This window comes from Tenacibaculum sp. DPLXC6, assembly GCF_056815515.1.
Map to the genome: position 1 here is coordinate 1,498,693 of NZ_CP141806.1, position 14,377 is coordinate 1,513,069.

The 14,377-nt window shown below is 32.0% G+C and carries 13 protein-coding genes and 2 tRNA genes; 14 read left to right on the forward strand and 1 reads right to left on the reverse strand.

The window, feature by feature from the left end:
• The first annotated feature begins 2 nt into the window (after nucleotides 1-2).
• From VCM48_RS06800 to VCM48_RS06810, 3 genes are all read left to right on the forward strand, one after another.
• Nucleotides 3-974: a BT_3928 family protein gene (locus VCM48_RS06800; RefSeq protein ID WP_274641124.1), complete on the forward strand. Its 972-nt coding sequence runs from the start codon at nucleotides 3-5 to the stop codon at nucleotides 972-974.
• A 151-nt stretch (nucleotides 975-1,125) separates the two neighbouring features.
• Complete coding sequence (crcB, locus tag VCM48_RS06805; protein WP_274641123.1) at nucleotides 1,126-1,518, forward strand: fluoride efflux transporter CrcB; 393 nt, start codon at nucleotides 1,126-1,128, stop codon at nucleotides 1,516-1,518.
• A gap of 54 nt (nucleotides 1,519-1,572) precedes the next feature.
• Complete coding sequence (locus VCM48_RS06810) at nucleotides 1,573-2,277, forward strand: crotonase/enoyl-CoA hydratase family protein (protein WP_482272080.1); 705 nt, start codon at nucleotides 1,573-1,575, stop codon at nucleotides 2,275-2,277.
• Between the two features lie 33 nt (nucleotides 2,278-2,310).
• Here VCM48_RS06810 and VCM48_RS06815 read toward each other — a convergent pair whose 3' ends face one another.
• The gene (locus tag VCM48_RS06815) at nucleotides 2,311-2,922 is read right to left on the reverse strand and encodes a DUF1684 domain-containing protein (RefSeq protein ID WP_482272081.1); all 612 of its coding nucleotides are present in this window, start codon (nucleotides 2,920-2,922) and stop codon (nucleotides 2,311-2,313) included.
• Nucleotides 2,923-3,276: 354 nt separating this feature from the next.
• Between VCM48_RS06815 and VCM48_RS06820 the strand changes: the two genes are divergently transcribed.
• The 11 genes from VCM48_RS06820 (at nucleotide 3,277) to VCM48_RS06870 (ending at nucleotide 14,343) form a co-directional block, all read left to right on the forward strand.
• Nucleotides 3,277-3,507 carry a hypothetical protein gene (locus VCM48_RS06820; RefSeq protein WP_125066875.1) on the forward strand — a complete coding sequence of 77 codons (231 nt, stop codon included), beginning with the start codon at nucleotides 3,277-3,279 and terminating at the stop codon, nucleotides 3,505-3,507.
• Between the two features lie 146 nt (nucleotides 3,508-3,653).
• A tRNA-Pro gene (locus tag VCM48_RS06825) sits at nucleotides 3,654-3,728 on the forward strand.
• A 175-nt stretch (nucleotides 3,729-3,903) separates the two neighbouring features.
• Nucleotides 3,904-3,977: transfer RNA gene (locus tag VCM48_RS06830), tRNA-Thr, on the forward strand.
• 99 nt (nucleotides 3,978-4,076) lie between these two features.
• Nucleotides 4,077-4,682: a uridine kinase gene (gene udk, locus VCM48_RS06835; protein WP_047790269.1), complete on the forward strand. Its 606-nt coding sequence runs from the start codon at nucleotides 4,077-4,079 to the stop codon at nucleotides 4,680-4,682.
• A 1-nt stretch (nucleotide 4,683) separates the two neighbouring features.
• Nucleotides 4,684-5,001, forward strand: a complete 318-nt coding sequence (locus VCM48_RS06840) for an FtsB family cell division protein (protein WP_121148165.1) — start codon at nucleotides 4,684-4,686, stop codon at nucleotides 4,999-5,001.
• Nucleotides 5,001-6,347 (forward strand): methylmalonyl-CoA mutase subunit beta, encoded by a 1,347-nt coding sequence (locus VCM48_RS06845; protein ID WP_482272082.1) that lies wholly within the window; start codon nucleotides 5,001-5,003, stop codon nucleotides 6,345-6,347. The genes VCM48_RS06840 and VCM48_RS06845 overlap by 1 nt, the downstream gene beginning before the upstream one ends.
• Nucleotides 6,340-8,403 carry a methylmalonyl-CoA mutase gene (scpA, locus tag VCM48_RS06850; RefSeq protein WP_482272083.1) on the forward strand — a complete coding sequence of 688 codons (2,064 nt, stop codon included), beginning with the start codon at nucleotides 6,340-6,342 and terminating at the stop codon, nucleotides 8,401-8,403. The genes VCM48_RS06845 and scpA overlap by 8 nt, the downstream gene beginning before the upstream one ends.
• Before the next feature lie 10 nt (nucleotides 8,404-8,413).
• Nucleotides 8,414-9,640 (forward strand): IPT/TIG domain-containing protein, encoded by a 1,227-nt coding sequence (locus tag VCM48_RS06855; RefSeq protein WP_482272084.1) that lies wholly within the window; start codon nucleotides 8,414-8,416, stop codon nucleotides 9,638-9,640.
• A complete protein-coding gene (locus VCM48_RS06860; protein WP_274641118.1) occupies nucleotides 9,637-10,515 on the forward strand; it encodes a phosphatidylserine decarboxylase in 879 nt (292 codons plus the stop codon). The genes VCM48_RS06855 and VCM48_RS06860 overlap by 4 nt, the downstream gene beginning before the upstream one ends.
• Before the next feature lie 105 nt (nucleotides 10,516-10,620).
• A complete protein-coding gene (locus tag VCM48_RS06865) occupies nucleotides 10,621-13,767 on the forward strand; it encodes a cytochrome c biogenesis protein (RefSeq protein ID WP_482272085.1) in 3,147 nt (1,048 codons plus the stop codon).
• Nucleotides 13,768-13,827: 60 nt separating this feature from the next.
• A complete protein-coding gene (locus VCM48_RS06870) occupies nucleotides 13,828-14,343 on the forward strand; it encodes a DUF2892 domain-containing protein (RefSeq protein WP_440122484.1) in 516 nt (171 codons plus the stop codon).
• Nucleotides 14,344-14,377 lie beyond the last annotated feature (34 nt).

The window sequence follows — 14,377 nt, forward strand, 5'->3', positions numbered from 1 at the left end:
ATATGATTTTAAAAATGTTAACTCATATTTCAAGAGTACTTGTAGGACTTCTTTTTATTTACTCTGGATTTGTAAAATTAGTAGACCCTATTGGATCTCAATATAAATTTGAGGAGTACTTTAGTGCCGGTGTACTAAACTTAGAATTCTTAATTCCTTTTGCTTTACCTTTTTCAATTCTTTTAATTGTTACCGAATTGGTTTTAGGTATTATGCTTTTAGTTGGTTATAAACCAAAACTTACCGTTTGGAGCTTATTTGGTTTAAACCTTGTATTCTTATTTTTAACATGGTATTCATACACTTACAATAAAGTTACAGATTGTGGATGTTTTGGTGACGCTTTAAAACTTACCCCTAAAGAAACATTTTACAAGAATGTTGTTTTTATGATCTTTATTGTTATTCTTATTTTAGGTGTTAAACACATTAAGCCTTTAATTTCAAATAAGTTTTCTTCAATAACAACCTTTTCTTCTGTTTTTTTAGCGCTCATTATTAGTTACTATGTTTTACAACATTTACCAATTATTGATTTTAGAGCTTATTCTATAGGAACAGATATTGCTAAAGGAATGGAATACCCAGAAGATAGCGATGAGCTTCCTCCTATACACGATTTCATGATTGAAACAGATGAAGGAGATAAGTTAGAAGAAATGCTTGCTAAAGAAAAAGCTATGCTTATTATCATGTCTAACTTCAAGAAAACAGAAAAAGAAGGTATTACTGGTGTTTCTGAAGTTGCTAAACAAGCTAGTGAACAAGGTTATGAAATTTATGTACTAACTGCTTCTTATATTGAAGATTTAGCTGCAACTCAAAAAGAATATGGACTCCCTTATACTTTTGGGTTTTGTGATGAAACTGCTTTAAAAACAGTAATTAGAGCTAACCCTGGTATTGTTACAGTAAAAAGCGGAGTCATTGTTGGAAAATGGAATTGGACCGATGCCGATGATGTAGAACTATAAACAGTTATACTATTTATATATAAAGAAAACCTCACAAATTTGTGAGGTTTTCTTATTTTCGCAATAACATGAAAAAGCTCTTGTAGAGATTCTTACAATATCTCTTTCAACATGAGAGCAAAACCAAACTATTAACTTAGAAATTTTTTTTGTGAAACAATTATTATTAGTTTTTATTGGTGGCGGAGCAGGAAGCGTATTACGATACATCATTGGAAAAGCCTTAAACAGTTCGCAAACAGGAATTCCTTACGGAACTTTTGCAGCTAATATTCTTGGAAGTTTACTTATTGGAATTATTTTAGGACTTGCTGCTAAAAACGAAACAATAACTCAAAACCACACTTTATTATTAGCTACTGGATTCTGTGGTGGATTCACAACTTTTTCTACCTTTGCTTATGAAAATCATATCTTTTTAAAGTCTGGCGATTTTACCTCTTTTGCTTTATACACTATAGCAAGCTTTATCATCGGATTTTTAGCTGTTTTCGCAGGAATCTACATTGTTAATTACTTTTGGACGAACGCACAATCAATTTAAATAATACTTTACCCCTAAAACAAACCTCACTTTGTGAGTAAATTTATATAACAAATGAGTGAACTTATACAATACAATTCAGAAGAAAATCACATAATTATTACTATTACTAACGGAAAAGCTAACGCTATTTCTCATGAAGTGATTGATGCTTTAAACACCTCTTTTGACAAAGCTGAAAAAGAAGAAAAACCTGTAATATTAACAGGACAACCAGGAATATTCTCAGCAGGTTATGATTTAAAAAGCATGACACAGTCTCCTGAATCAGCCTTAGAACTAGTAACTAAAGGATCGCAATTATCACATAGAATGCTTTCTTTTCCTTACCCAATAATTGCAGCCTGTTCAGGACACGCAGTGGCTAAGGGCGCTTTTCTTCTCCTATCTACTGACTATAGGTTAGGTATTGAAGGTGATTTTAAAATTGGGCTAAATGAAGTTTTAATAGGTATGACTATGCACAATGCTGGAATTGAAATAGCAAAAGCGCGCTTATCTCCTATTTATTTTGAAAGAAGCGTTAGCTGCTCTGAAATATATAACCCTAAAGATGCTATTACTGCTGGATTTTTAGATAAAGTTGTTCCTCAAGAACACTTACTACCAACAGCTGTAAAGGTTGCAGAAATGTTTTCTAAACTAAACAAGAAAGCACATAAAGAGACCAAGTTAAAAGTAAGAGAATCGTATTTAGAATCTTTAACTAGAGCTATCAAACAAGACAGTGAAGAAGGTCTAACACCTCCTTCTAAATAAATAAAAAGTCCTGCAATTTGCAGGACTTTTTATTTATTTAGGCTTCTTATAAGCCATTACCCCTGCTTTAATTTCTGTATCTAAATAATTATCGCTTGGTGTAATTGGACAAGAATATCTATCACTATAAGCACAATATGGATTGTAAGCTTTATTAAAATCAATCTCCACAGTCCCATCCTTCTGGATATCTGTTATATAAATATCTATAAAACGACCTCCTTTATAAGACGTTTTACCATTCGTATTATCTAAAAAAGGTAAAAACAAATGATTTGCATATTCGGGCTTAGGATTTACATCTTGATAAATAACTAGTTTAAAATCTTCTCCATCAATAGGAAAAGATAAAACACCATATTTTTTATACATCACCACCCTATCGGTCGTCGTTGGAAAATCAAAAATAGGCGCATCTGGTGTTTTTACTAATTCTGCTTTTACAGTATACTTTTTATCAATAGGAAAAAAATCTAATCCTTTAAACTTCTTTAATCCTTTTTTGGTAAGTGGTGACCTAGAAGCGTCTTTGAACTTAGTATTCATTTCTTTTTGAAAATCAGACTCTCCCAAGACAGCTCTTTTTCCTTGACTGTTACAAGACAATATTGAAACAGTAAAAATTAACAATAATAGTTTTTTCATATTGGTATTTATATATCTCTTAACACAAAAATACTGTATTACAACCAAAACACCATCATTCCTTAAAAAATCGCTAAATAAAGAGGTGAAAACTGTTAATTTTCTATTAATAATTTGAAATAACAAAATAAAATCGTTACATTTATAGATAATACTTATGACTGATATAAGATAGTGTAAAAAAAGATTTTTTCACCTTATAAGAAAAACTTATTAAATAATAAAACAAATTGATGAGCTTGTTTCTTTGCAAACAGAAAGTTTCCCATATATTTGCCGCCCCAGTTATTTTAGGCATATATCTTTTATCAGACAAAACCTAATAAAGAAATTTTAAATTAAATTGGTAAATTTATGAATTCAGAATTAATCAATAAGGCAGAAGAATTTGAAAACAGAAAATTCAAATTTGTTACTACTAGTGATAGAATACTAGCCTCTAGAGAAGCAAAAGCTCTGATTCTAGAGATTAATGAGGTATATAAACAAACAAAAGACAGCACGTTAATGGACTTAATGAAGCGTTTAACAGCTGTAAAACAACGTATTGAAAAACGTTTAAAAGGAAAACCTTTAACAGCTTAAACAATAAACAACCTTTAAGCTCGTTTATGATATATACATAAGAATAGTAGTTTCATCAACTACCACTCTCATTATAATATTTATTCTTGATAAAGTTCTAAGTAAATTTACTTAGAACTTTTCTTTTTTAAATATATTTGTGAAATCGGGATGTAGCTTAGTCCGGTTAAAGTGCTGGTCTGGGGGACCAGAGATCGGTGGTTCGAATCCACTCATCCCGACTTCTTTTATTTTTTTTTAAAAAAAACCACCTCACTAAAAAAGTTAAAACAAACTCTAATTCAACAACTTAAAAAACCATCTAAACGATTGCAAAAAACAAGCATTAAAAATTTTTAAAAAAAGTTTTTTCAGTTTCAAAAAACATTATATATTTGCCACGCTTTTAAAGCAAACGCCGATGTAGCTCAGCTGGCTAGAGCAGCTGATTTGTAATCAGCAGGTCGTGGGTTCGAGTCCCTCCATCGGCTCAAAAACTAAAAGCGCTAACAAAAAGTTAGCGCTTTTTTTATGCGCTTAATTTGCTAAATTTGTCATAACTCTATTTTTACAAAAACTTAATGAAAAATATATTTGTTATTGGTATTGCTGGAGGTACAGGGAGTGGAAAAACCACTGTAGTAAACCAAATTATTAACGAACTTCCTGCCGATGAAGTATGCGTTATCTCTCAAGACTCTTACTACAAACAAACAGATAATCTAACCTACGAAGAACGTACTAAGATAAACTTTGATCACCCTAGAGCAATCGACTTTGATTTAATGGTAGATCACCTATCTGAATTAAAAAACGGATGCATTATTGAACAACCGGTATATTCATTCGTTGCTCACAACAGAACCAAAGACACTATAAAAACACACCCTAGAAAAGTTATTATTATTGAAGGTATTTTGATTTTTAATAGCAAAGAACTTCGTAACTTGTGTGACATTAAAGTTTTTGTTCATGCTGATGCTGACGAACGCTTGATTAGACGTGTAAGAAGAGACATTAAAGAACGAGGTAGAGATGTTGATGAAGTTTTAAACCGCTACCAAAGCACCTTAAAACCAATGCACCAACAATTTATTGAGCCTACTAAAAATTATGCTGACATTATTATACCTAACGACAGATATAATACTGTTGCTATAGACATTGTAAGAACTGTAATTAACGACCGTTTATAACATGAGTTTTAAATCAATAAAAAACAAACCTTCCTTTAAAATAGCCACTAATATTTATGTGATTATACTTACTGTATTTGTGGTATGGATGCTTTTTTTTGATGAAAATTCTTACCTTACACATAGAGAGTTTAATAAAGAAATTAATGAGTTAAAAAGCTGGATTGATTATCATGAAAAAAAAATCAAGAAAGACAAAAAAACCATACAACAACTACAAGACTCTCTTCAACTAGAACGCTATGCTAGAGAAAAGTACTTAATGAAGAAAGAAGATGAAGATATTTATATTATTGAATTTGATACCATAAAAAAGTAATGAGTAACTATTTATTTGACGAATTTCAAGGTGTTACCCCTGCAGAATGGAAACAAAAAATACAAGTAGACCTTAAAGGTGCCGATTATAACGACACTCTTTTATGGAAAACTGAAGAGAGTATTACTGTAAAACCTTTTTACACTAAAGAAGATAGAACTAATATTAGAGTAAAAACTTCCAAGCAAGGTTTTACCATTTGCCAATCTATCAATATTGAAGATGAAGAAAAAGCAAATGCGTTTGCTATCGACTCTCTTAAAAGAGGAGCTAGTGCTATTGAATTCATTGCTAAAAAAGAGTTTGACTACAATGCCTTATTAAAAGGAATTGACACTCAAAAAACTACACTTTACTTTACTTTTGATTTTTTATCATCAGAATTCGTTAAAGAACTAGCTGATTATACAAACTCAGACAATTGCTTTTTTAACATTGATATTATAGGACACTTAGCTAGCTCAGGAAATTGGTATTCTAATCTTAAAAATGACCATACCCAATTAGAAGAAATAGCAAAAGTAACTCAAAATTCCATTTGTGTTAACGCTTCTACTTATCAAAATGCAGGAGCCTCGATTGTTCAACAATTAGCATACACACTTGCACATGCAAATGAATATTTGAATCATTTCGGAAGTTCAATTGCTAACAATATTCACTTTAATTTTTCAGTAGGTAGCAATTACTTTTTTGAAATCGCCAAACTAAGAGCTTTTAGGATTTTATGGGATTCTTTATTAAACGAATACAACACCAAAGCTACTGCTCATATTTTTGCTCAACCTAGTTTACGTAACAAAACCTTATATGACTATAATGTAAATATGCTTCGTACAACTTCAGAGTGTATGAGTACTATTTTAGGAGGAGCAAATACAGTAGCCAATAGCTCTTATGATAAAATTTTTCATCACTCAAATGAATTTGGAGAACGTATTTCAAGAAATCAGCTATTAATTTTACAACAAGAAAGTGAGTTAGCAGAAGCTCAAAATATTGCTGACGGTGCATACTACATCGAAACAATCACTCAACAACTTGCTCAAAAAGCACTAGAAGTTTTTAAGTTAATAGAGAAAGGTGGTGGTTTTTTAAAACAACTAAAAGAAGGAGTTATCCAAAGAAAAATAAAAGAAACTGCGGATAAAGAACAACAATTATTCGATTCAGGAGAGTTAGTATTACTTGGCACAAACAAAATTCAAAACGAAGAAGATAAAATGAAAAACGATTTAGAAGTTTCTCCTTTCTTGAAAATTCGTAATGAAAAAACCCTAATTCAACCTATTATACAAAAACGATTAGCCGAAAAGCTAGAACAAGAACGTTTAGAAAATGAGTAGAAAAGATATATCAAACATACAAATAGACAAAAGCCAAGAACAGCAAAACAAAAGCTTTAAACACGAAGATTTTGTTGCAGGTATCGCTCCTAACTTACGTGGACCATACTCCACTATGTATGTTCGTAGACCCTGGACAATTCGTCAATATGCAGGTTTTTCTACTGCAGAAGAAAGTAATGCTTTTTACCGTAGAAATTTAGCTGCAGGTCAAAAAGGATTATCGGTCGCTTTTGATTTAGCTACACACCGAGGGTACGACTCAGACCATGAACGTGTACAAGGTGATGTTGGAAAAGCTGGAGTTGCTATTGATTCTGTTGAAGACATGAAGGTCTTGTTCGATCAGATTCCGCTAGATAAAATGTCGGTTTCTATGACTATGAACGGAGCCGTTTTACCAATTTTGGCATTTTATATTGTAGCAGCCGAAGAACAAGGTGTAGCTCCTGAATTATTATCAGGAACTATTCAAAACGATATATTAAAAGAGTTTATGGTGCGTAACACTTACATTTACCCACCTACTCCCTCAATGAAAATTATTGCTGATATTTTTAGATATACTTCTGAAAATATGCCTAGGTTTAATTCAATTTCTATTTCTGGGTACCACATGCAAGAAGCAGGTGCTACAGCAGAAATTGAATTAGCATACACTTTAGCTGACGGATTAGAATACATAAAAAAAGGATTGGAAGCAGGAATGGATATCGACACCTTTGCTCCTCGCCTATCTTTTTTCTGGGCTATAGGAATGAATCATTTTATGGAAATTGCCAAAATGCGTGCAGGTAGAATGTTATGGGCTAAATTGGTAAAACAATTTAACCCTAAAAATCCAAAGTCGTTAGCATTAAGAACTCACTGCCAAACTAGTGGATGGAGTTTAACTGAGCAAGATCCTTTTAACAATGTGGCTCGTACTGCAATTGAAGCTATGGCTGCTGCTTTTGGAGGAACACAAAGTTTACACACCAACGCTTTAGACGAAGCAATTGCCTTACCTACTGATTTTTCAGCGCGCATTGCTCGTAACACACAAATATATTTACAACAAGAAACCCATATTACAAAAACGGTTGATCCTTGGGCAGGTAGTTATCATGTAGAAAAACTTACCGAAGAAATCGCCAACAAAGCTTGGGAATTAATTCAAGAAGTTGAAGAATTAGGAGGAATGACCAAGGCTATTGAAAAAGGGATTCCTAAAATGCGTATTGAAGAAGCTGCTGCTATAAAACAAGCCAAAATTGATAGTAGTCAAGATGTTATTGTTGGTGTTAATAAATATCAGCTAGAACAAGAAGACCCTTTACATATTTTAGAAGTTGATAACGAAGCCGTTCGTCAATCTCAAATTGATAGACTAAACGATTTAAAATCAAAAAGAAATCAAGCTGAAGTTGATAAAACATTGAGCGATTTAACTGAATCCGCTAAAACAGGTGAAGGAAATTTACTAGATTTAGCTGTAAAAGCTGCTCGAAATAGAGCCACTTTAGGTGAAATTTCTGACGCCCTTGAAACTATTTTCGGACGTCATAAAGCAGTACATAAAACCATATCTGGCGTGTATAGTAAAGAAATAAAAGATGACGAATTATTTAAAAAGGCTACTGAACTAGCTGATAAATTTGCTGAGTTAGAAGGACGTCGTCCACGTATTATGATAGCTAAACTAGGACAAGACGGTCACGATCGTGGGGCTAAAGTAGTAGCTACAGGATATGCAGACTTAGGTTTTGATGTAGATATAGGCCCTTTATTCCAAACCCCGCAAGAAGCTACCAAACAAGCTATAGAAAACGATGTACATATTTTAGGTATCTCATCATTAGCTGCAGGACACAAAACCTTAGTTCCTCAGGTTGTTGCTGAACTTAAAAAATATGGCCGTGAAGATATTATGGTTATTGTTGGTGGTGTAATTCCTGCACAAGACTACCAATTCTTGTTTGATGCTGGTGCCGTAGGTGTTTTTGGTCCTGGAACTAAAATTGCACAAGCTGCTATTGACATGTTAACTATTTTAATTGATAGTACCGAAGAATAAAATAAATTCAATGAGGAAGCAAGTCTTTTTAATAATATTAAACCTAGTAAGCTTTATCTTTTCTTGTAGTCAAAACGAAACCGAAATAAAGGTTCCTTCAGTTTTATCATATACTCCAGAAACTGGATATATTGGTGATACAATTACTATTTATGGAGAAAATTTCCCTTCTAGTATAAAAGTAACCTTACTTGACATTGAAGCAAAGCTCGTTCAAAAATCAGCTACTAAGATAAAAGCTATCGTACATGAAAAAGTACAAAAAGGAGGGAACCCTATCAAATTAACATACAATAAAGAAACCCCTATTGAAATTGGTTACTTCAACGCTATTATAGACGATTATGAGTATTTGATATATAACAACAGTAACGCCAAACTATTTAAAATAGGTAACAATACTGGCACTATCAACTTTATTAGTCAACTACCCATAAAGAACCCTTCACAAAATAGTATGTATGGCTTTGTAAAAAGAGATGACTTTATTTACTTAATTGACTTCTCAAACAATCCTGAACATAGCCTTTTAGCTTATAACTTAAATACACAAACTTCAAACCTAACTCCTTTAACTTTGCCATCAACTATTACAGGAGGAATAACTGCTATTAATTGGAATCCCACAAATAATACTCTAATTGGTCTAGTTAGTGAAAATACAAACAACACTAACACTTCCAAACACCACTTAATAGAAATAAACCCTATTAATGGCCAAATAAAAGACTTAAACACATCTTTTAACCATTCTTTTATTTCTTCCCATATAATAAAAGATAATTACCTTTTCATATTCTCTTCTACAGCTCCTTACGATTTATCAAAAGTTAGTTTAACAGATTATTCAATCGAAAAACTATCCACTAAGAATGAAGAATTCTCAATCACAAAACCAAGCTTAAACTCTTCTAATGATATAATTTGTTTAAAAGATTATGGAAACTCTTTAGGTCAACTAGTCAAATTTGATGAAGAAACAGTTAAGATTACACAATTATCTGAAAATAAACTTTACTACTCTAATCGCTTGGGGTATGGCTTTTTTGACAAAAAAAATGATGAATATATTGGGGTTTACAAAGACTTCTCAATAGATAATAGTTCAGGAAATCAATCAACTTATAATAGTTTATATAAATTCAGCAGCCCAACTTTTGAAGAAGATAAAATATTTTTTAGACCTTTAAAAACTAGCTTTTCTTCTCCAACAATTATTGATATAATGGAGTTATGAAAATAAAATTCATTGATAGAAAAACAGGTAAAATAATTACCGAAAACCCTCCTGGTGAAGGGTACTTAAAATTGCTATACAACAATCCGTTTGGTAAAATGGCTTTATTGCCATTGGTTAAACGTAAATTTTTATCATCGTGGTACGGTAAACTCATGAACAAACCCAACTCTATTAACAAAATAAACAGTTTTGTTAGAGAGCTTCAAATTGACATGAGCGAAGCTGAAAGACCTTCAGAAGATTATATTTCTTTTAATGATTTTTTCTATCGAAAGTTAAAATCTGACGCTCGCCCTATTGAAGAAGGTTTTGTTTCTCCTGGTGACGGAAAAATGTTAGCCTTTAAAAATATTTCAGATATTCAAAACTTCTTTGTTAAAGGGAGAAAATTCACCTTAGAAGAATTTTTAGACAACAAAGAACTAGCCACAAAGCATAAAGACGATTCTTTAATTATACTTCGATTGGCTCCTAATGATTATCATCGTTACCATTTCCCTTACGACGGAATTCCTTCTAATGTAACAAAAATTAAAGGACGTTATTTTTCAGTATCACCTTATGCCCTAGCTGCTAACTTCACCAGAGTATTCTGTGAAAACAAAAGAGAATTCTGCACTTTAAAAACACACAACAAAGGAGATATTATCATTGCCCCTGTGGGCGCTACGATGGTTGGAAGCATCATAGAAACCTACACCCCAAATACGGAGGTTAAAAAAGGTGATGAGATGGGATATTTTGCTTTTGGAGGGTCTACTATTGTATTATTGGTTGATAGCTCAAAAATCACTATTGACGAAGATATTTTAGCTAACACTAAAAACAGAATGGAAACCTTTGTTAAAATGGGAGAACGTATTGGAAATTAACCTTCATAAATTTAACATTTTACCTTTTAAAAATGATTGATTTCATAAGGCGATTAAAGCTTTAATCCGTAAATTTGCGTCGTTTTATACTTAGCAGATTTACTGATGAAAAAAATCTTAGACACCCTCTACTCTACCCGTTTAATGGCCGTTTTATTTTTTGCTTTTGCCATTGCCATGGGAGTTGCAACTTTTATTGAAAACGATTACGGAACACAAACTTCTAAAGCACTAATCTACAACACTTGGTGGTTTGAGTTAATAATGGTGTTTTTTGTTATCAATTTTTTCGGAAACATTTTTAGGTACAGGTTATATAAAAAAGAAAAATGGTCAGTATTGTTATTTCACGTTTCTTTTCTTTTAATCTTAATTGGAGCTGGTATTACTCGTTATATTAGTTATGAAGGTTTAATGGTTATTGACGAAGGAGAAACAACCAACCAATTTTATTCAGAACACACATATTTAAATGTAATAATTGATAATAGCGAGTTTCAAAAAACCACTGCTAACAAGTTACTTTTATCTGCTTGGGGAGATAACTCGGTAAACTTTAAAGAAAACTTCCAACCTGAAAAAGGAGGAAAAAAACATGAAGTTATTTTTAATTTAGTGGACTATATTCCTTGGTCTGAAACAAAAATGGTTTTAGATGAAAACGGAACTGAACACTTGTTTTTTGTAGAAAGTTCTGACGGAAGTAGACATGAACACTACATTAAAAAAGGAACTATAGAGAACATTCATAACATTTTAGTAGGTTTTGAAGCTCCTAATAAAGAAGCGGCTTCAATTAACTTCTTTTATGAAGATGGTAGCTTAAAAATGCTTTCTAAAAATGATGGTGATTGGTTTAGAATGGCTGACCAGAAAAAAGGTTTAATAGTTAAAGATAGTGCGCAACACTTTCAACTGCTAACACTTCATAATGTAAATGGTCTACAATTTGTAGTTCCTAAATCTCCAGAGAAAGGAGAAATAAAAACTGTAAGAGGTAAAAAAGACGATAAAAAATATGACACTGTAATTTTTGATGTTACTGCTAACGGAGAAACTAAGCGTGTTGAGTTTTACGGTGGAAAGTTTAATGTTGATAACCAACAACAATTTAGTATTGGTGAATTAAACTTTAGAGCTTGGTATGGTTCTAAATTACTACAAACTCCTTTTAGTATAAAACTAAATGACTTTCAGTTAGAAAAGTATCCTGGTTCGGAAAGTGCTGCTGCTTATGCTAGTGAAATTACCGTAATAGCACCTAATGAAACTTTCGATTATAGAATTTTTATGAATCATATTTTAGATTACGGAGGTTATAAGTTCTTCCAATCGAGTTATAAAATTGAGGGAGAGCACGAACAAACACATTTATCGGTAAACCACGATTTCTGGGGTACATGGATTACCTATATCGGATACTTTTTATTATTCTTCGGGTTGGTAGCTTCGTTGTTTGTCAAAAACACTCGCTTTGATGATTTAAAACAATCATTAGTAAAAATCCGAAATAAAAAAGCTAAACTATCTGTTATTGCTTTGTTATTTTCTTTAGTTAGTTTTGGTCAACACCAAACACATGAGCCAAAACAAATTACTGAAGCTCAAATTGATTCTATTTTAACAACTAATAAAGTAGATGACAAACACGCTGCTTTGTTTAGTTCTTTAGTTATTCAAGATGCTGGTGGACGCATGAAACCTGCTCATACTTTTGCATCGGAATTAGTTAGAAAAGTAGCGCATGTAGATAAATTCAAAGATTTAGACCCGAGTCAAATTTTACTTTCTATTACAGAAAACCCTATGCTTTGGCTAAATGTTCCTTTTGTATATTTAGAAGATGGAAACACCCAAGTTAGAGAAATTTTAGGTGTACCTGAAGATGCTGAATATGCTCGTTTTATTGATTTCTACAATAAAGATGGATCTTCCAAAATTAGCAAATTAGTAATTGAAGCTGAAAAGAAGAAAATTCAAAATAAGTTTGAAAAAGATATTATAAAGATTGAACGAAGAGTTTGGTTATTATCTCAAGCTTTAGGAGGTGGTATGTTGCGCATCTACCCTATCCCAAATGATGAAAACAACAAATGGGTATCTCAACCAGAAACACTACAAGCTAATTTCAAAGGAACAGACTCTGTTTTTGTACGTCAATCATTACCTGTATACTTACAGTTATTACAAGCTTCAAAAAAATCAGGAAATTACACAGAAACCAACAAAGTTTTAGACGGAATTAAAAAGTTCCAACGAAAATTCGGTTCAGAAGTTATTCCTGCAAAAGACAAAATTGATTTAGAAATAGCATATAACAAACTAAATATTTTTGTTAAGCTTTCTAAGTATTACGGGTATGTAAGTTTGCTTTTAATAGTATTTGTTTTCTTACAGATCTTCAACAACAAACCGTGGGTTAACAATATTGTAAAAGTCTTAATAGGAATTGTAATTTTCATATTTGTCTTTCATGTCCTTGGGCTAACTGCTCGTTGGTATATCAGTGGAAATGCTCCTTGGAGTAACGCTTATGAGTCTATTATTTTTGTTGGCTTAGCTACCATGTTGTTTGGATTAATTCTAGGAAAAAAATCTTCATTAACTATTGCTGCTACCACATTTTTAGTTTCAGTTATTTTAATGTTTGCGCATCAAAACTGGTTAGACCCTGAGATTGCCAACCTTCAACCTGTATTAAACTCTTGGTGGCTATATGTTCACGTTTCTGTAATTGTAGCTAGTTATGGTCCATTTGCTATGGGAATGATTTTAGGAATCTTTTCTTTATTCTTAATCATTTTCACTAATGAAAAGAATAAAAAGAAAATGGATCTACATATTAAAGAACTAACTGTTATTAATGAAATGGCATTAACCGTAGGTTTGGTAATGCTTACTATTGGTAACTTTTTAGGAGGTATGTGGGCTAACGAAAGTTGGGGACGCTACTGGGGGTGGGATCCTAAGGAAACTTGGGCTTTAATTTCAATTATGGTATATGCCTTTGTTTTACACATGAGGTTAATTCCAGGTTTACGAGGAAGATATACCTTCAACTTATGGTCAATTATAGCTTTTGCTTCTATTATGATGACTTACTTTGGGGTAAACTTCTATTTATCAGGACTACATTCGTATGCTAGTGGTGATAAAGTAATCACCCCAACTTCAGTATATTACTCTATAGCTTTTGTTAGTATCTTAGGAGTTCTAGCTTGGGTAAAGAATAAAAAGTATTACAAGAAGTAACTTGGCAGTTTTTCTGTTAAAAAAATGTATTTTTGCAAACCGACAAAAAGAAAAACAATTATGTTCAATAAAAATATAAAATTAGTATTAGCTACCTTAATAACTGTATGGTCAGTGTATGAATTTACACAAGGGCACATCATGAACGGTATATCTATACTTCTACTTGCTGGGCTGTTTATTTTATTTTATTTTAAAAACGAATTTATTCTTTTGGCCTTTTTACAGCTACGTAAACAAAACTTTGCTGGAGCTCAAAAATGGTTAGGATATATTAAAAATCCTTCTGCTGCTTTAACGAAAAAGCAAGAAGGTTACTATAACTACTTACACGGAATTATGTTGTCTCAAACGAACATAACTCAAGCTGAAAAGTATTTAAAAAAAGCTGTTAAATTAGGTTTAGCTATGGATCATGATTTAGCTATGGCTAAATTACAGTTAGCTGGTATAGCAATGACTAAACGCAGAAAGAGAGAAGCTACGAACTTAATGGCAGAAGCTAAAAAGCTAGATAAGCATGGAATGCTTAAAGAGCAAATGCAAATGATGAAACAACAAATGAAGAAGATTTAACATTTTTTTAAGTTTTTATTATATATTTCGTAAT

What these genes read in the sequence shown, in the direction of transcription:
- VCM48_RS06800 (WP_274641124.1), top strand. Translation starts at nt 3, where the DNA reads ATGATTTTAAAAATGTTAACTCATATTTCAAGAGTACTTGTAGGACTT.
- VCM48_RS06870 (WP_440122484.1), top strand. Translation starts at nt 13,828, where the DNA reads ATGTTCAATAAAAATATAAAATTAGTATTAGCTACCTTAATAACTGTA.
- scpA (WP_482272083.1), top strand. Translation starts at nt 6,340, where the DNA reads ATGAGTAGAAAAGATATATCAAACATACAAATAGACAAAAGCCAAGAA.
- VCM48_RS06810 (WP_482272080.1), top strand. Translation starts at nt 1,573, where the DNA reads ATGAGTGAACTTATACAATACAATTCAGAAGAAAATCACATAATTATT.
- VCM48_RS06820 (WP_125066875.1), top strand. Translation starts at nt 3,277, where the DNA reads ATGAATTCAGAATTAATCAATAAGGCAGAAGAATTTGAAAACAGAAAA.
- VCM48_RS06865 (WP_482272085.1), top strand. Translation starts at nt 10,621, where the DNA reads ATGAAAAAAATCTTAGACACCCTCTACTCTACCCGTTTAATGGCCGTT.
- VCM48_RS06860 (WP_274641118.1), top strand. Translation starts at nt 9,637, where the DNA reads ATGAAAATAAAATTCATTGATAGAAAAACAGGTAAAATAATTACCGAA.
- VCM48_RS06840 (WP_121148165.1), top strand. Translation starts at nt 4,684, where the DNA reads ATGAGTTTTAAATCAATAAAAAACAAACCTTCCTTTAAAATAGCCACT.
- VCM48_RS06855 (WP_482272084.1), top strand. Translation starts at nt 8,414, where the DNA reads ATGAGGAAGCAAGTCTTTTTAATAATATTAAACCTAGTAAGCTTTATC.
- VCM48_RS06845 (WP_482272082.1), top strand. Translation starts at nt 5,001, where the DNA reads ATGAGTAACTATTTATTTGACGAATTTCAAGGTGTTACCCCTGCAGAA.
- VCM48_RS06815 (WP_482272081.1), bottom strand. Translation starts at nt 2,922, where the DNA reads ATGAAAAAACTATTATTGTTAATTTTTACTGTTTCAATATTGTCTTGT.